Raw genomic sequence first — 23,336 nt, 5'->3', positions numbered from 1 at the left:
TATGAAAAGGGTCTCCGCCCGTGGGCGTCGTCTCGCGGTTCAGGACCCGTGCCGACCGGTGATCTCTTCGTGCTCGGTCGCGGTGGGCTTGTGAATCTGCGTGCCGGGGCCGTAGAGGAAGCCGCTGAGCCCGGTGCGCAGGCGCTGTGTGCTGCGGGCCACTGCACCGTCCCCGTCGCGCGGGGGTACGGCGTCCAGGGGGCGGTGCTGCTCGTGCGAGGTCAGCGTGTGCAGCCGGGCCGGGTCGAGGGGCTCGTGGACCTCGACGTACTCGCCGTGCGGCAGGCGCTTGATGACGCCGGTCTCGCGACCGTGCAGTACCAAGTCGCGGTCGCTGCGCTGCAGTGCCAGCGCCACGCGCTTGGTGACGACGAAGGCCAGGACCGGGACGACGAAGAGGCCGACACGAACGGCCCAGGTCACATCGTTGACGGACACGTGCAGGCGGATGGCGATGATGTCGTTTGCGGCACCGATCAGGGCCACCGTGTAGACACTGAGCCAGGCCACGCCGAGGGCGGTGCGTACCGGGCGGTTGCGGGGCCGGTCCAGGAGGTGGTGCTCGCTGTCGTCGTCCGTCACCCAGGCTTCCAGGAACGGATAGGCCCCCATGGCCAGGAAGATCAGCGTCCCGGCCAGCAGCGGCAGCAAGTTGTCCAGCGCCAGGGTGTGGCCCCAGAAGTCGATCTCCCAGCCGGGCATGACGCGCAGCAGTCCGTCGGCGACGCCCATGTACCAGTCGGGCTGGGACCCGGCGGAGACCTGGTCGGGACGGAAGGGGCCGTAGTCCCAGACAGGGTTGATCTCGGCGACGGCGGCCATGAAGAAGATCACGCCGGCCACGAAGAAGAAGTAGCCCGCGGCCTTCACGGCGTACACCTTGGCCGGCAGACCGACGACGTTGTCGCGGGTGCGGCCGGGTCCGGGGTACTGCGCGGGGCGGTGGCGCAGGGCCAGGACCGCGTAGCCGACGATGAGGACGACCATGAGTGCGGGGATGACCAGGACGTGCAGGGTGTTGAAGCGGGCGATCAGGTCGTCACCGGGGAACTCACCGCCGAAGAGGAAGAACGACAGGTAGGTCCCGACGACGGGGATCGACAGGATCGTGCCGTTCACGACCTGGAGGCCGGTGCCGGACAGCAGGTCGCCCGGCAGGTCGTAGCCGGTCAGACCCCCGAACATCGCCAGGACGAGCAGTCCGAACCCCAGCACCCAGTTCAGTTCGCGCGGCTTGCGGAACGCGCCGGTGAAGAAGACCCGCAGCAGGTGGACGAGGACGGCGGCGACGAAGACCAGGGCCGCCCAGTGGTGGGCCTGGCGGATGAGCAGGCCGCCGCGTACGTCGAAGGAGATGTGCAGGGTCGAGTCGAAGGCCTCGGACACCAACTGCCCGCGCAAGGGAGCGTAGTCGCCCTGGTAGACCACGAGGTCGGAGGAGGGGTGGAAGTAGAAGCTCAGATAGACACCGGTGATCAGCAGGATCACGAAACTGTAGAGCGCGATCTCGCCGAGCATGAACGACCAGTGGTCGGGGAAGACGAGCCGCCGGACGGAGCGCGCGACAGGGCGGCGGCCCAGCCGGCTGTCCGCCCATCGGGCGAGCCTCTCCCCCGTGCGCTTCTGCTCCGGCTCCACCGGCCGGCTGTCGTGGCCCATCTCTTCACCCTTCGTTTCTGCGTCACTCGCGGCTCACCGGCGCCGCGGTGGCGGGCTCCGCCGTGGATCCGCGGCACTGGCGCGGCGCGAGGGCTTCCGACCGCCGCGCGGCCGTGGTGGGGGTGGGGGGACGCCCCCGCGGATCGCTCGCCGGGAGGACCGTCGGCACCCGTATGGCGCGACGAATCCGACTCATCCGACGCTGTGCTGTTCGGCATGATTCGTGTACTGCTGTCGTCACCATGACCGGCGAGCCGGTGCGGGTGTGACATGCGCGGCGTCCCGGGCAGGCCAGCGGTGGACGGCCCCGGCGTGGCCTCCGACCGGACCCGGGCGTCAGCGGGACACGACGTTCTCCAGCTCCTCACCCGCGGCGAAACGGCTCAACTGGTGCCGGATGAGCTGTTCGAGCCGGGGCCAGAGGGACGACGTGAACGCGCCGACGTGCGGCGTGATCAGCACGCCGGGTGTCTCGCGCAGCGGATGCCCCGGCGGGAGCGGCTCGGGGTCGGTCACGTCGAGCGCGGCCCGCAGCCGGCCCTCGTGGACCTCCTTGAGCAGCGCGTCGGTGTCGACGACGGCCCCGCGTGCCACGTTGACGAGCAGGGCGCCGTCCTTCATGCGGGCCAGCATGCCCGCGTCGAAGAGCTGACGGGTCTGCGGGGTCAGCGGGGTGGAGAGCACGACGACATCGGCGTCGCTCACGAGCCGGGGCAGGTGTGCGGCGGACCGGACGGGGCCCCGGGGCGCTTCCCGGTCCGCACCGGCGACACGGGTCACCGCGCACCCGAAGGGCACCAGGAGCTCCTCCAGCGCGGAGCCGACGGCGCCGTAGCCGACGACGAGCACGGACCGCCCGTACAGGGACGGGAAGACCCGCGGTCTCCAGGCCCCGCCGTCCTGGGCGCGGACCGACTCCGGTATGCCCCGCAGCGAGGCGAGGATCAGGGTCAGGGCCAGTTCGGCCGTGCTCGGAGCGGGGGCCCTGCCCGCGTTGCACAGGGTCACGGGGCGAGGGAGCCGGTCCAGCTCCGCGCGCAGTTCGTCCGTGCCGGAACTGAGGGCCTGCACCGCACGCAGACGTGTCATGCGGGGCAGGGGCCTGCCGATGACACCGATGTCCTTGGTCAGCGGCGGGGCGTAGAACTCCACCTCCGCCGGGTCCGCCGGGAAGGCCGAACGGCCGTCCCAGCGGACGTACTCCAGTCCCGGTGGCAGGTCGGTGAGGTCGGCGAACTGGGCGGGCAGCCATACCTGCGGGATTCTCACGGTCATGACGACGTGTTCTGCTTTCCCTCCGGGTTCCGCGAGTCGGAACCAGAGAACTGACTACGTGTGCCACGCACTTGTGACAGCCCACCCCCGTGACGGGCCTCACCTCGGACCCGCTCGGGACGGGCCCCTCCCGGGGAAGCGTCTGTCACAGGCCCGGCTCACACGTTGTCTAGCTGGACATGCACCCCGTCATCACCAGAGCACCGGTGTCCCGGCCGGACCCGGACCCCTACGCCGTGACCGCCGAGTTCTACGACATCCTTCAGGCCGACCGGGACGCGGCACGCGTCCACGACCTCTACGGCCGGCATGTCGCGCGGGCCCGTCTCGGTGTGCTGGACATCGGGGCCGGGACCGGCCGGGTCACGCTGATGAGTCTCGCCGAGTCCACGGCCGACGTGCACGCGGTGGAGCCGGCCCGTGCCATGCGCACGTCTTTGCTCACCCGCCTCGCCACCCTGCCCGCGCGTCAGCGCGAACGGGTGACCGTGCACCCGTACGCCCTGGACGAGGCGGCGCTGTGCGCGGCCGCGGACGTGGCCGTGTGCCACAACACGGTCGCCTGTCTCCCCCCGGCCGCGCGGAACACGCTGTGGCCCGCGATCCACACGGCCCTGGCCCCCGGGGGCACGCTCCTCATGGAACCGCCGCCCGCACTGCTGCCCCCTCGCGACGTCGTGCGCCGCCTGCCGGAACAGCGGGTGGGCGCGCACGTGTACGGCGGACGCATGACGATGTCCGCGGCGGGATACCGCATCCGCACCCGTGTCGACTACTGGGTGCGCAGCGGACGACATGTGCTGCGGGAGCACACGGAGTCCTTCTGGATGTGGCCCGCCTCGCGCGCGCGGCTCATTGACGACCTGGCACGGCACGGCTTCGTCCCGACGCCGGGGCACGACGATCCGCGTGTTCTGGCCGTGACGCGGCCGGCCCGCCCGGTGAACCGGCAGGCGGGCGGGCGGCGAACTCCCGGCATGTGGGAGCCGGGTAGGCCCGTGCCACGGTGTCACAACGCGTGTCGTGTCCCGGTCTGAAGGATGACCGGACCACTCGGTCCGTGTGCGCCTCACAGACTGGAACGGGAATCTCATGCCGCGTGCGAAGACGTTCGTGATCGTCGGGGGCGGCCTGGCCGCCGGCAAGGCCGCGGAGGAACTGCGCGAGCACGGCCACGACGGGCCGCTTCTCGTGATCGGGGACGAGCGGGAACGACCGTACATCCGGCCGCCGCTGTCCAAGGGGTACCTGCTGGGCAAGGAGGACCGCGAGTCCATCCACGTGCACCCCGAGAGCTGGTACCGGGAGCACGACGTCGATCTGCTCCTGGGCACGAGCGTGACCTCCGTCGACGCGCGTGGCCGGGCGGTGACACTGGACAACGGCCGTCGCGTGCCCTACGCTGGTCTGCTGCTGGCCACCGGTTCCTCGCCGCGCCGCCTGTCGGTGCCGGGCGCGGACCTCGAGGGCGTGCTGTACCTGCGGCGCGTGGGCGACAGCGAGCGCCTCAAGGAGGCGTTCACCGAAGGCGCCCGGATCGTGGTGGTCGGTGGCGGCTGGATCGGGCTGGAGACCGCGGCTGCGGCCAGGGCGGCCGGCGCGGAGGTGACCGTGCTGGAGCGCGGTGAGCTGCCCCTGCTGAAAGTGCTGGGCCGGGAGGCGGCCGAGGTCTTCGCCGGCTTGCACCAGGACAACGGTGTGGGCTTGCGTCCCCATGCCCAGATCGAGGCCGTCACCGGCGCCGGGGGCCGCGTCGATGCGGTCCGGCTCGCCGACGGAACCTACTTGCCCGCGGACGCCGTGGTCGTGGGGGTGGGCATCACACCCAACGTCCGCCTGGCCGAGGAGGCGGGCCTCGACGTGCGCAACGGCATCGTTACGGACGCACGTCTGCGGACCTCCGCCGAAGGTGTCCACGCCGCCGGTGACGTCGCCAACGCCTACCACCCCCGGCTCGGCCGGCACCTGCGTGTGGAGCACTGGGCCAACGCGCTGCATCAGCCCCGTACCGCCGCGCTGAGCATGCTCGGCCAGGACTCGGTGTACGACCGGCTGCCGTACTTCTACACCGATCAATACGACCTCGGCATGGAGTACACCGGGTACGTCGAACCGGGCGGCTACGACCGTGTCGTCTTCCGCGGGTCGCGCGAGGAGCGGCGGTTCCTGGCGTTCTGGATGTCCGGCAACCGGGTGCTGGCGGGGATGAGCGTCAACCTGTGGGACGTGATCGGGTCGATCCGCGCCCTGATCGCGTCGGGCGCGGAGACGGACGACGCCGCCCTCGCCGACCCCTCGGTCCCGCTGGAGAGCCTGCTTCCCCCGCACGCGCAGCCGACGGGAGACCAGGCATGACGGACAGCGCTCCCGCGCCGCTGCGCCCGATGCCGGAGGACTGGCGGCGGGCCCTGGCCGTGGTGGCCCACCCCGACGACCTCGAGTACGGGTGCTCGGCGGCCGTGGCCTCCTGGGTGGCCGACGGCAGGGAGGTCACGTACCTGCTCGCCACCCGCGGTGAGGCCGGCATCGGCAGCCTGGATCCCGGACGGGCCGGCCCCCTGCGGGAGGCGGAGCAGCGGGCCGCCGCCGCGGCGGTCGGTGTCCGCGCGGTGGAGTTCCTGGACCACCGGGACGGAGTGGATCGAGTACGGCGCCTCCCTGCGCCGCGACATCGTCGCCGCCGTACGGCGTCACCGGCCCGAGCTGGTGATCACACTGAACCACCGGGACACCTGGGCCGCCGGGGCCTGGAACACCCCGGACCACGTGGCGGTGGGGCGCGCCGTGCTGGACGCGGCGGCGGACGCGGGCAACCCCTGGATCTTCCCGGAACTGGCCGAACAGGGGCTACCGCCCTGGAACGGTGTCCGCTGGGTGGCCGTCGCCAACTCACCGGCACCGTCCCACGCCGTGTCGGCCGAGCCTGGCTTCGAACAGGGCGTCCAGTCCCTGCTGCGGCACCGGACCTATCTCGAAGCCCTGACCGCGGAGGACCCCGAGGCGTACGCGCGCCGCTTCCTGGGCGAGAGCACCGGCGTCCACCGCGCACGGTTCGACGGCACTCCCGCCGTCGCCTTCGAACTGTTCAGCCGATGACCGGGCGTCCGCGCGCCCCTCGTCGCCATTCCCACCAGCCGCACGCGCCGCACGAGCCCGTGCCGAGGAAGGACCGATCATGACGTACGACTCCCCCGCCGTCCTGGACGCCGGACCGTCCGACGGCGTCGATCCGGACGAGTTCGTGCGCGCCGCCGTGCGCTGGCACTTCGACCCGGAGACCGGCTCCCGCTACTGGCTGGACCGGGCCGAACGGCTCGCCTTCGATCCGCGGCGGGACGTCAAGGGCGTGGACGACCTGGCGCTCTTCCCCGACCTGAGCGACGAACTGCGGCAGGTCCCGGTGACGGACCTGATCCCTCGGGGGTACGGCGGCGGCGCCCGGCTGCTCAACGTCTTCGACAGCGGCGGGACGACCGGGGCGCCCAAGCGGGTCGTCCAGCTCGACGACTGGATGCGGCACAGCACGACACAGGTCGACAGGCGGCTGCGGGAGCACGGGCTGCCCGTCGGCGCCCAGTGGCTGACCGTGGCGCCGACCGGCCCGCATCTGGTGGGGGACGTGCTGCAACGGGCGGCGGCCTCGCTCGGCGGCCCGGGACTGAGCATCGACATGGACCCCCGGTGGGTGCGGAAGCTGATCGCCACGGGCCGCGGCGACGAGGTCGAGTCCTACACCGACCACCTCGTCGAACAGTGCCGGCGGATCCTGCTGACCCAGGACATCGGTGTCCTGGCCGCCACCACACCCCTGTTGGAGCGCTTCGCCCGCGAGGAGGACCTCCTGGAACGGATCAACGGTTCGGTCCGGGCCATCGTCTGGGGCGGCACCCACATGGACCCCGACACCCGTCACCTGCTGGCCACGGAGGTCTTCCCCGAGGTGCCGCTGGTCGGTATGTACGGCAACACCATGATGCTCACCGCGCTGCTCGAACGCGCCGGTCTCGACGCCTCGCAGCCCTGCGTCTTCGACCCGGTGTCCCCGTACGTGTTCCTGTCGGTGGTCGACCCCGCCACCGGGGAACCCGTCGCGGTCGGCGAGCGCGGCCAGGTGATCGTCAGCCACGTCAGCAAGTCGATGCTCATCCCGCACAACGCCGAGCGCGACACGGCCGTGCGCGTCCGGCCCGCCGGCGGTCACGCGGGCGACGCCGTGGCGGACGTGGCGCCGGTGCCCACGGTGAAGGGCGAGACCGTGATCGAGGGCGTGTACTGATGGCCCCCGTCGATGCCGCCGAGCCGGTGTACCTGGACGCCCTCGGCCCTCGCGGTCCCTACCGCACCCGCGTCCCGGACACCGTGACGGATGTGTCCGGTGCCGAGGTGGCGCGGCTGAGCCTGGTGCCACCCGTGTACGTCGACCGGGCACTCGCCGCATTGCGCAAGGCCGGGCCGGTTCCGGCGGACGGCCTGGACGCGCTGCTGGAAGCGGCCGCCGGGGAGTTCGCCACCGGCACCGTCGCCGGGCTGGGCGTGCGCGAGTACGAGTACTTGGTCAGCCGGACCGCCGGTACCCCGCTGAGCGTGGTGCGCGACGCGACCCGCGGCACGGCGAGATTCGTCGCCCGCGCCCGTGCCTCCGCCGAGCAGGGCAGGCCACGCGGAACGGTCCGGGAGCGCCTGGATCCCTCCCTCGGGGCCGGGCACGCCGTGTGGGCCCGCCGGGGCGAGCTGTTCGCCGTCAACGCCTCCGGCAATCATCCGGGGGTCCACCGGCTGTGGCTGGAGGCGCTGGCCCTCGGCTACCGCGTGGCCGTACGGCCGTCGCGGCGCGAGCCGTTCACCCCGCACCGCCTGGTCGGCGCGCTGCACCGGGTGGGCATCGGCCAGGACCGGCTGGCGCTGCTGCCCACGGACCACCGGACCGTGCAGACGCTGATCCGCGGCGCCGACCGTGCGGTGGTGTACGGCGGTGACGAGGTCGTCGCCCGCTACGCCCACGACGCCCGCGTGCTGCCCCAGGGGCCCGGCCGGTCGAAGATCCTCGTCACGGCGGACACGGACTGGAGGGAGCACCTGGACACGATCGTCGCTTCCGTCGCCGACGAGGCCGGCACCGCGTGCGTCAACGCCACCGCCGTCCTCGTCGAGGGCGACCCCGCACCGCTCGCGGAGGCCCTCGCGGCGCGCCTGTCCCAACTGCCCGGTCTGCCGCCACAGGACACCCGGGCGGTTCTCCCGGTGTATTCGCTGGACCGGGCCCTGGCCCTCGACTCCTACCTGAGGTCGGTGGCGGCGGGGACCCGCGCCTGGCTCGGCGGTGACGGCGTCGTCGACGACCTCGGGGACGGAAGTGCCGTCCTGCGGCCCGCCGTCCATCAGGTCGCCGACGCCGGTGCCCCACAGCTGGGGACCGAACTGCCCTTCCCCTGTGTGTGGGTGGCGCCCTGGAGCCGCTCGGACGGCATCGCCCCGCTGCGCGGGACACTCGTGCTCTCCGTCCTCTCCCGCGACCGCGCGCTGCTCGACGCGCTGGTGGCGGAACCCTCCATCGCCAACGTGTACGCCGGTGACCACCCGACGTACTGGATGGCTCCGGGAGTGCCCCACGACGGCTACCTGTCGGACTTCCTGATGCGTGGCAAGGCCGTGGTCGGAATCGAGTGAAGGCGGTCAGTGGGGCAGCAGCAGCATCACGGCCGTCCCCAACGCCATCGCGCCGTCGCGCACGTACCCGTACGGGTTCGTGGCGGCGGCGCGGTGTGCGCGGTCCGCGGCGGTCCGCAGGGCGGGCATGGGGCGCGTCAACGACCGCAGGGCGCAGCCGAGGAGATACACCGTGAGCACGGCGGTGACCAGGGTCGCCGTCGTCGAGGCGTCGGCGGCATGACCGTGGGCCGCGGTGTGGTGCGCGGCCGGGACGCCCGCGGCGGCCACGGTCTCCCGGGCGGCGGCGGAGACCGGGACGGCGCCGGACGGGGGCCGCGACATCCAGGCCATCGCCGCCATGCCGACGGCGGGCGTCAGCCGGTCGGTGAACGCCCTCGCGGTACGGGCGGTCAGCAGGAACCACAGCGCGGCGACGGTGAAGAACACCGTGGCGGCCCGGCCGGACAGGGGCGGGCCGAGACTCCAGGGCATCGCCGCCATGGCCGCCGCCATGGCGCAGTGCAGGACAAGGTCCACGCGGTCACGGCGACCCGCACCCGGCGACCGAACAGCGTGCCACACCATATGCAGGGCCACTGCGACGAACAACAACGTCAGCATGGCGTGCACGGCATCGAGAGCCGACGTCCTGTCCGACACGGTGTACCCCTTCCGGTTCCTGACGGTTCGCTGTCCTGACCGGGTGCGCGATCGATCCGTGACAGGGCACGTCAGCGGAGCTGGTCGGGGACGACCGTGCGTGGCACACGGTGACCCGTTGCCACCGTGTGCCACCTGTGGAATCCATGCGCAGGCGTGTGCCCCTCCGCCGACATGCCGCCCCACGCCCGCTTGTAGCATGGGGTGCACTGAGCCAGAAGGGATGTTCCATGCACGCTGGCGCCCCACCCGGCACCCTTGACCAGGCGACGAAGGACTTCCTCTCGGCGCGCCCGCAGCTCTTCGGTATCGCGTACCGGGTCCTGGGCAGTGCGGCGGAGGCCGAGGACGTCGTGCAGGAGACCTGGCTGCGGTGGCAGAGCACCGACCGTGCGAAGGTGCACGAACCGACTGCCTTCCTGACCACCGTCGCCACGAGGCTGGCGATCAACGTGGCCCAGTCCGCGCGGGTGCGCCGGGAGTCCTACGTCGGACCGTGGCTTCCCGAGCCCGTCGACACCACGCAGGATCCGCACCTGGGCGCCGAGCGGGCCGAGGCCCTGGAGATGGCAGTCCTGCTGCTCCTGGAGAAGCTGAACCCCGTGGAGCGCACCGCCTACGTGCTCCGGGAGGCGTTCGACTACCCCTACGGACGGATCGCCGAAATCCTGGAGACCAGTGAGGCCAACACCCGCCAACTGGTGAGCCGGGGCCGCAAGCACCTGGCCGCCGAACGCAAGGAGGCCGTCACCCCGACGGCCCATCGGCGGCTGCTGGAGGTCTTCCTCTCCGCGGCGCGGACGGGCGACCTGTCGGGCCTGGAGGACGTGCTCACCGCCGACGTCGTCAGCTACACGGACGGCAACGGGATCCGCGGCGCGTCCAGGATCCCGGTCATCGGGCTGCCGCACGTCTCGCACTACCTCGTGGCCTTCGCTCCGCGCTTCTGGCCGCAGTCGCAGGTCCGGTGGGTCGAGGCGAACGGACGGCCGGCCGTCCTGGTCCTCTCCGGCGAGAAGGCCGTCGCCCTGCTGACCGCCGACATCTCGGCGGACGGCATCGACCGGCTCATGTGGGTGATGAACCCGGCCAAACTGGCGCCCTACGTGGCTTCCCTGCGGGACTGACCTGCGGTCGGGGGCCCTCGGCCGCCCACGGGCAGGCGTCACAACAACGGTCGCTCGCCGGTCATCCAGTCGTCCCGGACGTCTGCCGGGACCGCGTACCACGACGACACCGGAGCCATGCCGTGACCGAGCGGATCAAGTTGCCCACCCTGTCGACCGAGAAGGATTTCGACGGGGAGGAGTTCTCGCCCATCTACACCACCACGGTGACCGTCCACGGTGGTGCGGCCTCGCACGGGCGGGCCTCCGGCCACGCACGCTCGGCCGACGGGGCCTTGGACCTTGATCTGCGCATGCCGGCCGAGCTGGGCGGTGACGGTCGGGGAACCAACCCCGAGCAGCTCTTCGCGGCCGGTTTCGCCGCCTGCTTCCACGGCGCGCTCAGCCTGCTGGCCCGCCAGGAGGTGCTGGACCCCGCGGCGATCTCCGTCGTGGCGACCGTCGCCTTCGGCCGCGACTCGGAGGACGGCGGCTATCTGCTGCGCGTCGATCTGGTGGTGCGGTGGCCCGGTGTCGATCCCGCGACGGCCGACGAGCTGATCGGGAAGGCCGACGAGTTGTGCCCCTACGCGCGCATGGCGTGGAGAGGGACGCCCACGACCATCACACTCGCCTCCTGACCGGGCACGCTCGGAGGCGGCGGCCGGTCAGGAGGGGAACCACAGATCCGCGTCGGCCGCTTCCTCCTTGCGGACGGTGAAGAGGGAGATCTCCTTCTTGTGCGGCCCGCTCTGCGGGGGCAGTGCCTCGACCGCCGGGTGGTCGCCGACCGCGTCACGCCGTGCGCGCGACGGGGAAGCCGCCTCGTCGAAGTACTCCGCGTTGACGGCGAGGTAGTGCGCCCAAGTCCGCGGCAGATCGTCCTCGTGGAAAATCGCCTCCACGGGGCAGACGGGCTCGCACGCATGGCAGTCGACGCACTCCGCCGGGTTGATGTAGAGCGTGCGCGCGCCCTCGTAGATGCAGTCCACGGGGCACTCGGTGACACACGCCCGGTCCTTGATGTCGACGCAGGGCTGTGCGATGACGTACGTCATCCGTCTTCTCCTCTTCGGCCGTCGGACATCCCCCGGCGCCTTGTCGCAAGGTCGTCAGGTTCGTCCAGATGACCGGGGACCCCGGCACGGTGTGACACGCGCCCGCCACCGATGTCACAAACCGCCGCCCGACGTGGTCCTAGTCAGTGACCACCCAGAGCGACGGGAGCAAGCGTGCCACTCACCGAACAACGTCTTTCCACCACTGTGCTGGTGATCGGTACCGGCGGTTCCGGCCTGCGGGCGGCGATCGAGCTGGCCGAGGCCGGCGTCGACGTCATCGCCGTCGGCAAGCGTCCCAAGGAGGACACCCACACGTCCCTGGCGGCCGGCGGCATCAACGCGGCCCTGGCCACGATGGACCCCGAGGACTCCTGGCAGCAGCACGCCGCGGACACCCTCAAGGAGAGCTATCTGCTCGGCGACCCCCGTACGGCGGAGATCGTCACCCAGGGCGCGGCCCTGGGCATCGACGACCTGGAGCGGTACGGCATGGCCTTCGCCCGTGAAGGGGACGGCCGGATCTCGCAGCGCTTCTTCGGCGCCCACAAGTTCCGCCGTACCGCCTTCGCCGGCGACTACACCGGCCTGGAGATCCAGCGCACGCTGATCCGGCGCGCGGTCCAGTTGGACATCCCGGTACTCGACAGCGTCTACATCACGCGTCTGCTGGTCCATGACGGTGCCGTCTTCGGGGCCTACGGCTTCGACCTGACCAACGGCACCCGCCACCTCGTCCACGCGGACGCCGTGATCCTCGCGGCCGGCGGGCACACGCGCATCTGGCGGCGCACCTCGTCACGCCGGGACGAGAACACCGGCGACTCCTTCCGCCTGGCCGTCGAAGCCGGGGCCCGCCTGCGCGACCCCGAGCTGGTGCAGTTCCACCCGTCCGGCATCATCGAACCGGAGAACGCCGCGGGCACCCTGGTCAGCGAGGCCGCCCGCGGTGAGGGCGGCATCCTGCGCAACGCCCTCGGCGAGCGGTACATGAGCCGCTACGACCCCGAGCGCATGGAACTGTCCACGCGCGACCGGGTGGCCCTCGCCTCGTACACCGAGATCAAGGAGGGCCGGGGCACCGCGAACGGCGGGGTGTGGCTCGACGTCTCCCACCTGCCCCGCCAGACGATCATGAACCGGCTGCCCCGGGTGTACCAGACGCTCCTCGACCTGCAGATGCTCGACATCACCCGTGAACCCATCGAGGTGGCCCCAACGGCCCACTACTCGATGGGCGGCGTCTGGGTCCGTCCCGAGGACCACAGCACCGACGTCCGCGGTCTGTACGCCATCGGCGAGGCCGCCAGCGGTCTGCACGGCGCCAACCGCCTCGGCGGCAACAGCCTGATCGAACTCCTCGTCTACGGCCGTATCACCGGCCAGGCCGCGGCAGCCTACTCGGAGTCCCTCACCGCGCAGCCCCGGTCCGCGACCGCCGTGGCCGAGGCACGCGCCGAGGTCGACGAGCTGCTGGCCGCGGACGGCCCCGAGAACGTCCGGGCGCTCCAGCGCGCGATCCGCAACACCATGACCGAGCACGCCGGCGTCGTCCGGGACGAAGAGGGCCTGCGCGCCGGCCTGGCGGAGCTGGATGCCGTCGAGAAGCGCATGCAGAACGTCGGCGTCCATCCCGACATCGCCGGTTTCCAGGACCTCGCCCACGCCTTCGACCTCAAGTCGGCCGCCCTGGCGGCCCGCGCCACCCTTGAAGCGGCACTGGAACGCCGGGAGACCCGTGGTTGCCACAACCGCAGCGACTTCCCCGACATGGACCCCGCCTTCCGCGTCAACCTGGTCTGGTCGCCGACGACCGGAATCACCCACGAGCGCATTCCCGATGTCCCGGACGAGATCGCTTCCCTCATGGCGGACGTGTCCACCGACGGAAAGCTCGTCGAGTAACAGGCTCCCGATACCGGAAAGCCGGAACACCTGAACTCCAGCAGCGTCAGAGACGCCAGAACACCGATGAATCGGTCCGCCTTGTCACAGAGCGGGTGAGCATTCGGTCTTGTCTGGTGCAGGCGAAAACGCACATCCCGAAAGGATATTGACATGAAGATCGTAGTCATCGGCGGTACCGGACTGATCGGTTCCAAGCTGGTCGCCAAGCTCAACGAGCACGGTCACGAGGCGGTGCCGGCGGCTCCCAACACCGGTGTCAACACGCTCACGGGTGAGGGTTTGGCCGAGGTCCTGACCGGCGCCTCCGTCGTGATCGACGTCTCCAATTCGCCCTCCTTCGAGGACGACGCCGTCATGAAGTTCTTCCGCACCGCCACCACCAACCTCCTCAAGGCGGAGGCGAACGCCGGTGTGACCCACCACGTGGCGCTCTCCGTGGTCGGCACGGAGCGGCTCCAGGACAGCGGCTACTTCCGCGCCAAGCAGGCGCAGGAGGGTCTGATCAAGGACTCGGGCATCCCGTACTCGATTGTGCACGCCACCCAGTTCTTCGAGTTCATGAAGGGCATCGCCGAGGCGGCGACCGACGGTGACACCGTCCGGCTGGCCCCGGTCAAGATCCGGCCCGTCTTCTCGGACGACGTGGCCGCCACCGTCGGCCGTACCGCGGTCGGCACCCCTGTGGGCGGGGTGGTGGAGGTCGCCGGTCCCGAGGAGTTCCAGCTCGACGAGCTGATCCGCAAGGGACTGGCCGCCAAGAAGGACCCGCGCCAGGTCGTGACCGATGTGCACGCCCCGTACTTCGGCGCGGAGCTGCAGGAGACCACGCTGCTCCCTGGTCCGAACGCGCACATCGCCGAGACCCGATTCGCCGACTGGCTCGCGCAGCAGAGCTGAGTCGTCGGGGGCGGGGTCCCTGAGCGGGGTCCGCATCCACCACAGGGGGCCTGTCGTCGTCCGCACCGCGGCGCGGCAGGCCCCTCTCGTCACAGAAAGCCGACGCACCATCATGATTCGACGTGACAACGCCACTTCCCCGGTCCTCGGTGCACACCCGGCCGTGACCGGTGCCTACACCATCGACCCGGTCCACAGCACAATCGGCTTCTCCGTCCGGCACGCCATGATCACCAATGTGCGCGGCCGGTTCGACCGGTTCGAAGGCCTGCTCGTACTGGACGGCTCCGACCCGTCCCGTTCCAAGGCGTACGTGAGTGTCCAGACCGACAGCATGGACACGGGCTCGACGGACCGCGACGCCCACCTCGCGGGGCCCGACTTCTTCGACTCCGCGACGTTTCCCCTCATGACCTTTCACTCCACAGGCATCATCCCGCTCGGCGACGACGAGTTCCGCCTCACGGGCAGCCTGCGTATCAAGGACATCGAACTGCCCCTGGACATCGACGTCGTCTTCGGCGGGGCCGGTGACGACGCCTTCGGCAACCACCGAGTCGGCTTCGCGGGCTCCGCCACCCTGCGGCGTTCGGACTGGGGGCTGACCTGGAACACACCGCTCGACACGGGAGGTGTGCTCATCAGCGACAAGGTGACGCTGACCCTGGACATCTCGGCCATACAGACGGAGCAGGAGGCGGCGGCCTGACGGACACCGATGCGGGCGGGCGGTGGTGGCTCCGGCTGTGGAGCATCCCCGCCCACCCGCATCGGTGTCCGGCCGACGCACCGCATCGGTGTCCGGCCGGCGTATGCGTGTCCTCCGGCCGCTCAGGCGGCGCTCTCCGTCGCGTACGACCCGCGCACCGCGCGCCGTCGCAGGGCGCGGCGCTCCCCTTCCGTGGTGCCTCCCCAGATCCCCTCGACCGGCCCGACATCCACGGCCCAGGCCAGGCACCGCCGGGTGACGGGGCAATGACGGCAGACCGCCTTCGCCTCGTCCGTCTGTATCGCCGCCGGCCCACTGTTGAGACCGCCGACCGGGAAGAAGAGATCCGGGTCCTCGGTCAGGCAGAGGCCCCTTACACGCCAGTCCATGAATTGTCTCCTGTATATGAAAGGAATACCGGCTCGGGGGGTGGCTCGTCGAACAAGGTAATGCGGGAATAATTCGGGCTGCGCAGCGTCGCTTTCACTGGAAGACCGGACGGTCGGTGCGAATGTGACATCCCGCTTGCCGTGTGCCGACGCGGTGAGACCGCCTCCGGGCAGGGCCGTGCGCCGGTTGCAAGATCCGTAAAAGAAGTCCGCGCGAAGGTGTAACGAAACGTCGGTGCCGCCGGTCGTCCGGAGCGAAGGAGAGCACCGCGCCCTGCCGATTCCTCAGTACGCCGGGCCAGCGCTCCGGCGGTCACGACGAAGAGTCGTCCGACCGTCTCCGCACACACCGGCAACAGAGAAACGGAGACCCGGGACATGCATCCAGAGGCGACCCCCGTGGCAGGCGACCTGAGCGAGGCCATTTCCGTCTTCGTCGAACTCCGGCCCCGCCTCTTCGGCATCGCCTACCGCGTGCTGGGCAGTGCGGTGGAGGCCGAGGACGTCGTCCAGGAAGTGTGGCTGCGCTGGCAGCGCACCGACCGCACCGTCGTGATCAGCCCCGTGGCGTTCCTGTCGAGCACCACCACCCGGCTGGCCATCAACGTGGCCCAGTCCGCCCGCGTCCGCCGCGAGACCTACATCGGTCCGTGGCTGCCGGAGCCCGTCGACACCAGCAACGACCCGGAGGTCGGTGCCGAGCGGGCTGAGGCACTGGAACTCGCCCTGCTCCTGGTGCTGCAGAGGCTCCCCCCGACAGAGCGCGCCGCCTACGTCCTGAGGGAAGCCTTCGACTACGCCTACCCCGACATCGCGCGCATTCTGGGCCTCAGCCCCGTCAACGTCCGCAAGATCGTGAGCCGGGCCCGCAAACACCTCACCGAGGACCAGCGGGACAGCGTCGACGCGGCCGAGCACCGGACGCTGCTCCAGACGTTCGTCGCCGCCGCCCGGCAGGGCGACGTCGCCGGACTGGAGGCGCTGCTCACCCCGGACGCGGTCAGTCTCTCCGACGGCAACGGCATCAGGGGAGCGGCTCGGGTGCCCGTCCTGGGCCGTGCCCGCGTCGCGAACCTGTCCACCGCGCACCCGCGGTTCTGGCCCACGGTCGAGACGGAACCGGTCGAGGCCAACGGACGAGGCGGCATCCTGATCCACCGGGACGGCCGGCCCGCCACCTTCATGACGGTCGCGGCCACGTCCCGCGGCATTCACCAGGTGATGTGGGTCTTCAACCCGGCCAAGATCGCCGCTTTCCTGCAGTCCCGCACCCGTCACCGGTCCGTGTCGGCCCTCTGCGTCTGAGCGGGCCGCTGACGCGTCGTGTCGGGCGCGGGACGGCACAGGTCAGGCGCGAGGGCGGTTCCAGGAGCGCAACTTGTCGGGATTGAGGACGGCCCACACCTGCATGACGCGCGAGCCGGCCAGGTCGAGGCAGATCACCGCGGCGACCTGGCCGTCGTAGCATGCGACGAGACCCGTGCGCCCGTTGACGGGACGGGTGTGCACAGTGGTGCGCGGGTGCCGGGCCAGCAGGGTCAGGAGACTCCGGGCGACCCGTGGGCCGCCGACGACGGGCCGTGTCAATGTACGGACCTTGCCTCCGCCGTCGTAGAACGCGACGGCGTCGGGGTCCAGGAGCGTGGCCAGACGGTGCGCGTCCTCGTCGGCGCACGCCTGGCGTACGGCGTCGACCAGTGTGTCCTCGACGCACGGTGGCGTGGGGCGTGCGGCCCTGGCCCGGAGGCTGTGCCGGGCTCTGTCCAACGGTTCGGTGTCCACCGGTCCCGCGGTGCCCACGGGTTCTCCGGCCGCGCCGCTGAGGGCCTCGTTGAGTACTAGGGCCGCTCGCTCCGCGGGTGTGAGCGCGTCCAACGCCTCGGCCCACAGCGTGTCGAGATCGCCCTCCAGAGCCGGACCGGACGCTCCGCGGTTTCCCTCGGGACCCTGGGGGTCCCGGTCCCGAGCGGGCGGGGCCAACCATGTCAGGGAGATGCTGCCCACGACACGGGTCAGCCAGGCCCGCGGGGCGCCTATGCGGTCCCGTTGGTGCTCGGAGAGCGCGTACCACTCCCGGTAGGCCTCGTCGATGACGTGCTCGGCGACGCTGTCACTGCCCAGCATCCAGTGTGCGACGTCCAGCAGGTGCCGCCGCTCGTCGAGCAGCTCCCCGATCGGCATGGTGTCAACCACTGGCTCCATACCGTCTCCTCCTCCTGAACGACCCGTCCTCGTGACGACTCGCCTCCCGCATGCGGTTCCCGCATCGCGCGCATCGCCACGTTACCCGGGGCACCGCAACGGCCGCATCCATGTCCTCGGGCCCGCGCGGAAATCTCCGGACCCACACAACACCGCACGCCTTCACACGGTCACACTCTGTCCGACGTTGCGTTCGAGGCAGTACGGCGTGTCGTGTCGCACGGGCGGGCCCTGCGGTCCTCCTACCCGTGGCGGCCTCTCGCACACCCGCTTCCGGGAAGCGTCGGCCCCGTCGTCCGCCCCGGGTCCGGCCGCGCACCGCGGTGACGCGCGGCCTCGCACCGGGCTGTCACAGCGCTCGTCACTGTCCGGTCAATGCGATGTCGACGGTTCACGAGCCGACGGCACTAGCTGAGGAAGGACGAGGGATGTCCCGAAGCACTGACCGGCAGACCGATCCGGCCGCCGCCACCGCGTCGCTGGCGGCGGAGGCCGCCCTGCTCGAAGGGCGGTTGAGCCTGCTCCGAGAGGCGATCGACTCGGTCGACGCACGCATCGACGCGGTATCCAAGACCCTGCGGCGGCTGCAGCGACCGGCGACCGGGCCCACCGACGGCGAGACAGCCGCGGACCGGGTGAGCGACACCGGGCCCGACCGTTCGAAGCGTGGCCGTGCCTGACACAGCGGACGAGCGGGCCCGGTGGCGTGTCGCGACGGACACCGTGGTCGTCGCGCCTCCGGTCCGCCGCGCTCGCCGCCCGACGTGGGCCGTTTCCCGGCAGTACGGGTATCCTGCCCCCGGTGCCGGGCCGAGTGACGGAGCCCGCATCGGGCGGCCCCGCCGGAACGAGGGGTGAGAACGAGAGGAACGCATGGTCTCCGTGACCCCCAAGGCTCGCAACATCGAGATCACCGCCGAGGGCCTCCAGGAGGACCTGGCGCGGCTGGAGATCCAGAAGCAGGCACTGGAGCGGGAACTGGCCGCGGTCACCGCTCACTTCGGCTCCGTGCAGCGGGCCCTCAGTGCCCTGCAGGCCCTCATGCCGGAGTCCGTTCCCCCGGCTCCCGCAACCCGTCCGGCGGACGTGGTCGCGGAGGCGCCGGCGACGATGGCACCCGCACTGGCACCGTCCGCCGACGAGGCGGAGGACGGTGCCGGTGACGAGGATCGCGCGGAGGAAGCCTCCGGCGCCGATGACACCGACGGCTCGAAGTCGTACGGCAAGCTGACCGAACAGATCCTGGCCTACTTCGCGGACGCCGGGAACACCGATGTCCGTGCCAGAGATGTGGCGTCCGCACTGGGCCGCGACACCGACAGCGGCAGCATCAACGCGGTCCGGAGCACGCTCGACCGTCTGGTCGGCCAGTCCCGTGTCCGCCGGGTGGGCCGCGGTCTGTACCGCGCCGCCAAGCGCTGAGCCGCCCTGCGGTGTCCCCGGGGTCCACGGAGCCCCTGGAAAGTCATCCGGCGACGGCGTCCGCGGACCGCTCGCCTCGCCGTGGGTCACCGCTGGAGACGAAGGCCTCCCTCGGGTGCTGGACCGAGGCGAGAGAGATGACGTCGCGGCCGAAGAAGGCGGCGGTCACCCAGACGGCGAACACCCGTGCCTTGCGCTCCCAGCTCGGTACGGCCAGCACGTGGTAGCCACGGTGCATCAGCCACGCCGGGAATCCCTTGATGACCAGCCGCCGGTACTGGAAGATGCCACGTCCCAGCCCGAGAGTGGCCACCACGCCGAGACTGTGGTGCACGTAGTCCTTGGCGGGCCGACCGCGCAGTGACGCCAGGATGTTCTTCGCCAGCAACTTGCCCTGACGGACGGCGTGCTGGGCGTTGGGCACCGTCAGGGCGTCCGGCCGGCCGGCGGCGAGATCGGGCACGGAGGCGTCGTCACCGGCCGCCCACACGTTCGCCACGACCTCGCTCTCCGTCCCGACGCGGAGATCCGCGCGCACCATCAGCAGACCTCGGGCGTCGACGGGGAGGTCGGTGTGGTTGTGCACGATCGGGTTGGCGGCGTTGCCCGCCGTCCACACGAGCAGCTCCGAGTCGTACTCCGTTCCGTCCGACAGCACCACGCGACCATCCTTCGCGGACACGAGCTGGGTGTTCAGGTGCACCCGCGCACCCCGCTTCTCCAGCGAGCGCACCACCCACTCCCCCGGCCCGTCGGTGACCTCGGGCAGGATGCGCCCCCGTGCCTCGACCAGGTGGAAGTCGAGTTCCTCCGCCCCGATCTCGGGATAGTGCTTGAGCAACGCGGAGGCCAGGCTCAGCAGTTCACCGAAACCCTCGACCCCGGAGAAGCCGCCACCGACGACGGTGGCGGTGAGCAGCCGACGGCGCTCGGGCCCATGGGGCAGGGTCGCCGCGCGGTCGAAGGAGGTGAGCAGCCGGTCGCGGATCGCCACGGCCTCCTCGACGTGCTTGAGCCCGAACGCCTGGTCACTCAGTCCCGGGATCGGGAAGGTGCGTGTGACGGCCCCCGCGGTCATCACCAGTATGTCGTAGTGGAGGTCGAACTCCGGCCCGGACTGCGGCCGGACCGTCACCGTGTGCGCGCTGTCGCGGATCTCGGTGACCGAACCCGCGATCACGCGGGTGCGGTGCAGGTGCCGCCGGAGCGAGACCGCGGCATGACGGGCCTCCACCGATCCGGCGAGCACTTCGGGCAGGAACGGCTGGTACGTCATGTAGGGGCGCGGGTCGACGACGGTGACCCGGGCCTCGTCCCGCCGCAACTTCTTCTCCAGGCCCCACGCGGTGTAGAAGCCCGCGTAACCGCCGCCCACGATCAGGATCTCACGCACGGTGTCCTCAGTTTCTCTTGGTTTCACCCTTCAAGACCGGCCGGCAGCGCCCCGTGTGACAGCACCGGGCCCGGTCCCGGCGTCCCCGCTGGGCCCTCACGCGGCGGCGTGCGCGCTCCAGTGCTTCTCCAGGATCTCCGCGACCTCCGCCGGGCGCTGGAGCACCGGCCAGTGGTTGCAGTCCATCTCGACCACCTCACTGGAGTGCAGGGAGTCACCCAGCCGGCGCCCGAACTCGATCTGGCAGGCGGGGTCCCGGGCTCCCCAGAAGACGACGCACGGCGCGGACACCGCGGACAGCTCCGGCTCCCACTCCGCTCCCATGGTGAGCGCCGACCTGTACAGCCTGAGCACCGCGTCCTTCATCGGCTCGTCCACGCGGCTCGCCATCTCCCTGGCCAGGTGGAGGGGTACGTCGAAGCCGGCCGCCACCTCCTCGGCGAAGGGCTCGGCACGCAGTTCGGCCATGTACCGGTCGCCCTGGACCTGGTCCTGCCAGATCTTGGCCAGCGGATGCCAGACATACCCGGCGTTGACCGGCCCGTTGCCTCCGGCCCAGGTGCGGACGAGGTCGGGGCGCAGGGAGGCGACGCGGAGGGTGAGGATGCAGCCCCAGTCGTGCCCGACCAGGTCCACCGGCTCACCGACCCGCTCCAGTCGCCGCACGAGCCAGTCGACGTACTCCTCCTTGGTGGAACCGAAGCCGGCGGGGCGCTCGGCGCCGAAGCCGGGCAGGTCCCAGGCTTCCACGTCGGATCTGGTCAGATGACGGCGCACGCCGTCCCACACATGGTGGGTGTCGGGAACGCCGTGGATCAGGATCGCGGGCATGGTGAACCCCTTTGTCGGTGGTACGAGGTCGCGTGCGGTCGGCGACACCTCATGGTGTCACACGGTTGTATCGTCCTTTCGTCTCCGCCGCACTCTCCGCCTCGAACTCCGTTCCGCCTCTGTCGTGGCCTCCTGTTGTCACATGATCCGCGCTTGTGCGGTCTGCTCTGCCGAGGGCACGGCCAGCCGACCGCTGTGGTGGCGTTGTGGTGCCGGTAGAGGAAGGACACCTCATGGGTGGAACCGGTGACACGACACCACTCGCGGAGCTGCTGGACGAGCGACAGCATCTGATCGACGTCGCTCGCTGGATGCTGGGCGCCGGGATGACGGCGGAGGAGGCCGTCACCGAGACCTATCGGCGGTGGTACGGCCTGACCGACGCCGAGCGGTCGGGCATCAGCGATCCGCGTGTCTGGCTGACCAAGAACACGGGCGCCATCTGTCTGGCGCGCCTGTCCGCACCCGCAGGCCGTTTGTCGGGATCCGGCGAAGCGGGCGACGACGGCATCGACATCGAGCCCGACCGGGCACTGTCGAAGGAGGTCAGCGACGTTCTGCTCAACGCCCTGGACGCCCTCTCCCCGTCCGAACGGGCGGTCTTCGTACTCAACGACGTCTTCGCCATGCCCCCTCGGACAGTCGCCGACATCGTCGGGCGGACCCCGTACGAGTGCGCCGAGCTGGCCGAGAGCGCTCGTCGCAGCCTGCGTGCCGACGGCGTGCGTCCCACCCCGTCAGACCAGCATGAAGGGATCGTCCGCGCCGTCCGGCAGGCCTGCGTGCTCAACGACGCGAGGCATCTGGTGTCCCTGCTGTCTCGGCACGCCATCGCGTTCTTCGACGGCGGAGGCAAGATCCGTGCTCTGACCAGGCCGGTGCACGGCGACCAGCACGTCGCCCGAACCCTCCTCACGCTCCTCGCTCCGCGCCCCCGCACCGTCCTCCACCTCCAGGCGGCCAGCGGTCGCACCGCGATCGTCGTGCGCCACCACGACCAGGTCGCCGCCGTGATCAGTTTCGACATCACCGACCAGCGCGTCACACACGTGTGGGCCGTGCTGAACCCCGACAAGCTGCGCGGGTGGAATCGCCCCCACCCGCCCGCCGACGGACACGGCGTGGTCCGCCACGTGTGAGGTAGCCGGAAGGCGCCACCGGTCGGCGGCTCGGTGCCCACTGTGCGCTCACCCGTTGCGCTTTCCATGTGTCAGTGGCAACAATTGTCAGGTGGACTTCCATCACATCGCCACCAGATCTTCATCACGGTGACCTTGGGGCCCATTCGATGACGACGTTCCAGCACTCCTTGAAGGAAAACATGGTTCCGGCATCTCGCTCGACACGCGACATCGAAGTGACGGCTGAGAGCCTCCAGGTCGATCTCGGCCGTCTGGAGCTGCAGAGGCGGGCGTTGGAGAGGGAACTGGCCGCCGTCGTCGCCCATCTCGACACCGTTCAACGGGCACTGGGCGCTCTGGAAGTCATCATGGCGTCCCCTGCGGCGGGCCCGGCGGAGGCCGGGCCCGCGACCGCTCCCGAGACCACCGGCGGCGCTGCCCGGCGCCGCGTCACAGGTCCCGCGCGGGCCGCGACCCGGCCGAGAGCCGGCACGGCGGAGCGCACGTACGGCAGGCTGACCGAACAGATCCTGGAGTACTTCGCGGAGGTCGGCGACGCCGACGTGCGTGCCCGGGACGTGGCGGTGGCCTTGGGGCGGGCCACCGACAGCGGCAGCATCAACGCCGTCCGCAGCACGCTCGACCGGCTCGTCGGCACCTCGCGTGTCCGGCGCAGCGGCCGAGGCCTCTACCGCGCCGGATGATCCCAGCAGTTCCCGCCGGCCAACGAGACTGGCCCCGGACGCCGACGCGCGGGGGATCGGTGGGCGTCCGGGGCACAGTACCCCCGCCAGGCTTGAAGTGGCAGGGGAGTGTTCCCGGCGCCATGTGTGGGGTGTCCAACCCAACGTCGTGAACACTGTGAAGATTCTACCTCACATTCACACGCTCCGAAGACACCGCCGTAGCCGTCTCCTTCGTCCTCCATACAGTGTGGTGCGAGTGGCTCACCGGCTGGACGGAAGGGCGCTTCCACCGCTTCATACTGGTAATCGTGAACGACCCGTGCGCGCTTCCGAACCTCTCCCCCTCAGCAGTGGAACGCGCATCGCGGCCC

21 protein-coding genes and 2 pseudogenes are annotated in these 23,336 nt (G+C 70.9%); 15 read left to right on the top strand and 8 right to left on the bottom strand.

Going from position 1 to position 23,336, the window contains the following annotated elements:
- Positions 1–39: 39 nt before the first annotated feature.
- Positions 40–1,659, bottom strand: coding sequence for a cytochrome bc1 complex cytochrome b subunit (qcrB, locus tag N5I75_RS32115; RefSeq protein WP_476683387.1), 1,620 nt, complete (start codon positions 1,657–1,659; stop codon positions 40–42).
- A gap of 336 nt (positions 1,660–1,995) precedes the next feature.
- Positions 1,996–2,934, bottom strand: a complete 939-nt coding sequence (locus N5I75_RS32110) for a 2-hydroxyacid dehydrogenase (RefSeq protein WP_476683386.1) — start codon at positions 2,932–2,934, stop codon at positions 1,996–1,998.
- A gap of 179 nt (positions 2,935–3,113) precedes the next feature.
- On the opposite strand from N5I75_RS32110, the gene N5I75_RS32105 reads away from it, so the two are divergent.
- The 5 genes and pseudogenes from N5I75_RS32105 to N5I75_RS32085 all read left to right on the top strand — a co-directional run bounded on the left by N5I75_RS32105 (position 3,114) and on the right by N5I75_RS32085 (position 8,601).
- Entirely contained in the window at positions 3,114–3,971 is an 858-nt protein-coding gene (locus tag N5I75_RS32105) for a methyltransferase (protein ID WP_476683384.1), read from the top strand.
- A gap of 55 nt (positions 3,972–4,026) precedes the next feature.
- Complete coding sequence (locus N5I75_RS32100) at positions 4,027–5,289, top strand: NAD(P)/FAD-dependent oxidoreductase (protein ID WP_476683382.1); 1,263 nt, start codon at positions 4,027–4,029, stop codon at positions 5,287–5,289.
- Positions 5,286–6,030, top strand: a pseudogene (locus N5I75_RS32095) (PIG-L deacetylase family protein). The gene N5I75_RS32100 and the pseudogene N5I75_RS32095 overlap by 4 nt, the downstream one beginning before the upstream one ends.
- Positions 6,031–6,109: 79 nt before the next feature.
- Positions 6,110–7,210 (top strand): phenazine antibiotic biosynthesis protein, encoded by a 1,101-nt coding sequence (locus N5I75_RS32090; RefSeq protein ID WP_476683380.1) that lies wholly within the window; start codon positions 6,110–6,112, stop codon positions 7,208–7,210.
- Positions 7,210–8,601, top strand: coding sequence for an aldehyde dehydrogenase family protein (locus N5I75_RS32085; RefSeq protein WP_476683378.1), 1,392 nt, complete (start codon positions 7,210–7,212; stop codon positions 8,599–8,601). Before N5I75_RS32090 ends, N5I75_RS32085 begins: the two co-directional genes overlap by 1 nt.
- 6 nt (positions 8,602–8,607) lie before the next feature.
- Here the strand turns inward: N5I75_RS32085 and N5I75_RS32080 are convergent, their stop codons facing one another.
- The gene (locus N5I75_RS32080) at positions 8,608–9,120 is read right to left on the bottom strand and encodes a DUF5134 domain-containing protein (protein ID WP_476683376.1); all 513 of its coding nucleotides are present in this window, start codon (positions 9,118–9,120) and stop codon (positions 8,608–8,610) included.
- 353 nt (positions 9,121–9,473) lie between these two features.
- On the opposite strand from N5I75_RS32080, the gene N5I75_RS32075 reads away from it, so the two are divergent.
- On the top strand, positions 9,474–10,370 hold the full coding sequence (locus tag N5I75_RS32075) for an RNA polymerase sigma-70 factor (RefSeq protein WP_476683374.1): 897 nt from the start codon (positions 9,474–9,476) through the stop codon (positions 10,368–10,370).
- 122 nt (positions 10,371–10,492) lie between these two features.
- The gene (locus tag N5I75_RS32070) at positions 10,493–10,990 is read left to right on the top strand and encodes an Ohr family peroxiredoxin (RefSeq protein ID WP_476683372.1); all 498 of its coding nucleotides are present in this window, start codon (positions 10,493–10,495) and stop codon (positions 10,988–10,990) included.
- Positions 10,991–11,095: 105 nt separating this feature from the next.
- Here the strand turns inward: N5I75_RS32070 and fdxA are convergent.
- Positions 11,096–11,407: pseudogene (gene fdxA, locus N5I75_RS32065) on the bottom strand (ferredoxin); the annotation flags it as partial.
- A gap of 174 nt (positions 11,408–11,581) precedes the next feature.
- On the opposite strand from fdxA, the gene N5I75_RS32060 reads away from it, so the two are divergent.
- The 3 genes from N5I75_RS32060 (at position 11,582) to N5I75_RS32050 (ending at position 14,921) form a co-directional block, all read left to right on the top strand.
- Positions 11,582–13,312, top strand: a complete 1,731-nt coding sequence (locus N5I75_RS32060) for an L-aspartate oxidase (RefSeq protein WP_476683370.1) — start codon at positions 11,582–11,584, stop codon at positions 13,310–13,312.
- 153 nt (positions 13,313–13,465) lie between these two features.
- Positions 13,466–14,212 (top strand): SDR family oxidoreductase, encoded by a 747-nt coding sequence (locus tag N5I75_RS32055; RefSeq protein WP_476683368.1) that lies wholly within the window; start codon positions 13,466–13,468, stop codon positions 14,210–14,212.
- A gap of 112 nt (positions 14,213–14,324) precedes the next feature.
- The gene (locus N5I75_RS32050) at positions 14,325–14,921 is read left to right on the top strand and encodes a YceI family protein (protein WP_476683366.1); all 597 of its coding nucleotides are present in this window, start codon (positions 14,325–14,327) and stop codon (positions 14,919–14,921) included.
- Positions 14,922–15,043: 122 nt separating this feature from the next.
- Here the strand turns inward: N5I75_RS32050 and N5I75_RS32045 are convergent, their stop codons facing one another.
- The gene (locus N5I75_RS32045; protein WP_476683364.1) at positions 15,044–15,310 is read right to left on the bottom strand and encodes a WhiB family transcriptional regulator; all 267 of its coding nucleotides are present in this window, start codon (positions 15,308–15,310) and stop codon (positions 15,044–15,046) included.
- Positions 15,311–15,709: 399 nt separating this feature from the next.
- Between N5I75_RS32045 and N5I75_RS32040 the strand changes: the two genes are divergently transcribed.
- Complete coding sequence (locus N5I75_RS32040; RefSeq protein WP_476683362.1) at positions 15,710–16,615, top strand: RNA polymerase sigma-70 factor; 906 nt, start codon at positions 15,710–15,712, stop codon at positions 16,613–16,615.
- Between the two features lie 42 nt (positions 16,616–16,657).
- On the opposite strand, the gene N5I75_RS32035 is transcribed toward N5I75_RS32040, so the two are convergent.
- Complete coding sequence (locus tag N5I75_RS32035; protein ID WP_476683360.1) at positions 16,658–17,512, bottom strand: sigma-70 family RNA polymerase sigma factor family protein; 855 nt, start codon at positions 17,510–17,512, stop codon at positions 16,658–16,660.
- A gap of 428 nt (positions 17,513–17,940) precedes the next feature.
- On the opposite strand from N5I75_RS32035, the gene N5I75_RS32030 reads away from it, so the two are divergent.
- Both N5I75_RS32030 and N5I75_RS32025 read left to right on the top strand, forming a co-directional pair.
- Positions 17,941–18,192 (top strand): hypothetical protein, encoded by a 252-nt coding sequence (locus N5I75_RS32030; RefSeq protein WP_476683358.1) that lies wholly within the window; start codon positions 17,941–17,943, stop codon positions 18,190–18,192.
- 193 nt (positions 18,193–18,385) lie between these two features.
- The gene (locus N5I75_RS32025; protein WP_476683356.1) at positions 18,386–18,934 is read left to right on the top strand and encodes a hypothetical protein; all 549 of its coding nucleotides are present in this window, start codon (positions 18,386–18,388) and stop codon (positions 18,932–18,934) included.
- A 43-nt stretch (positions 18,935–18,977) separates the two neighbouring features.
- On the opposite strand, the gene N5I75_RS32020 is transcribed toward N5I75_RS32025, so the two are convergent.
- Both N5I75_RS32020 and N5I75_RS32015 read right to left on the bottom strand, forming a co-directional pair.
- Positions 18,978–20,327: an NAD(P)/FAD-dependent oxidoreductase gene (locus N5I75_RS32020; RefSeq protein ID WP_476683354.1), complete on the bottom strand. Its 1,350-nt coding sequence runs from the start codon at positions 20,325–20,327 to the stop codon at positions 18,978–18,980.
- Positions 20,328–20,423: 96 nt separating this feature from the next.
- On the bottom strand, positions 20,424–21,158 hold the full coding sequence (locus tag N5I75_RS32015; protein ID WP_476683352.1) for an alpha/beta fold hydrolase: 735 nt from the start codon (positions 21,156–21,158) through the stop codon (positions 20,424–20,426).
- A gap of 233 nt (positions 21,159–21,391) precedes the next feature.
- Here N5I75_RS32015 and N5I75_RS32010 point away from each other — a divergent pair, with 233 nt between their 5' ends.
- A complete protein-coding gene (locus N5I75_RS32010) occupies positions 21,392–22,297 on the top strand; it encodes a sigma-70 family RNA polymerase sigma factor family protein (protein ID WP_476683350.1) in 906 nt (301 codons plus the stop codon).
- A gap of 182 nt (positions 22,298–22,479) precedes the next feature.
- On the top strand, positions 22,480–22,983 hold the full coding sequence (locus tag N5I75_RS32005; RefSeq protein ID WP_476683348.1) for a hypothetical protein: 504 nt from the start codon (positions 22,480–22,482) through the stop codon (positions 22,981–22,983).
- Positions 22,984–23,336 lie beyond the last annotated feature (353 nt).

The sequence above is a fragment of the Streptomyces sp. R818 genome, from assembly GCF_056172735.1.
Note: the sequence above shows the minus strand (reverse complement) of the source record. Positions and strands in the feature narration are given on the sequence as shown.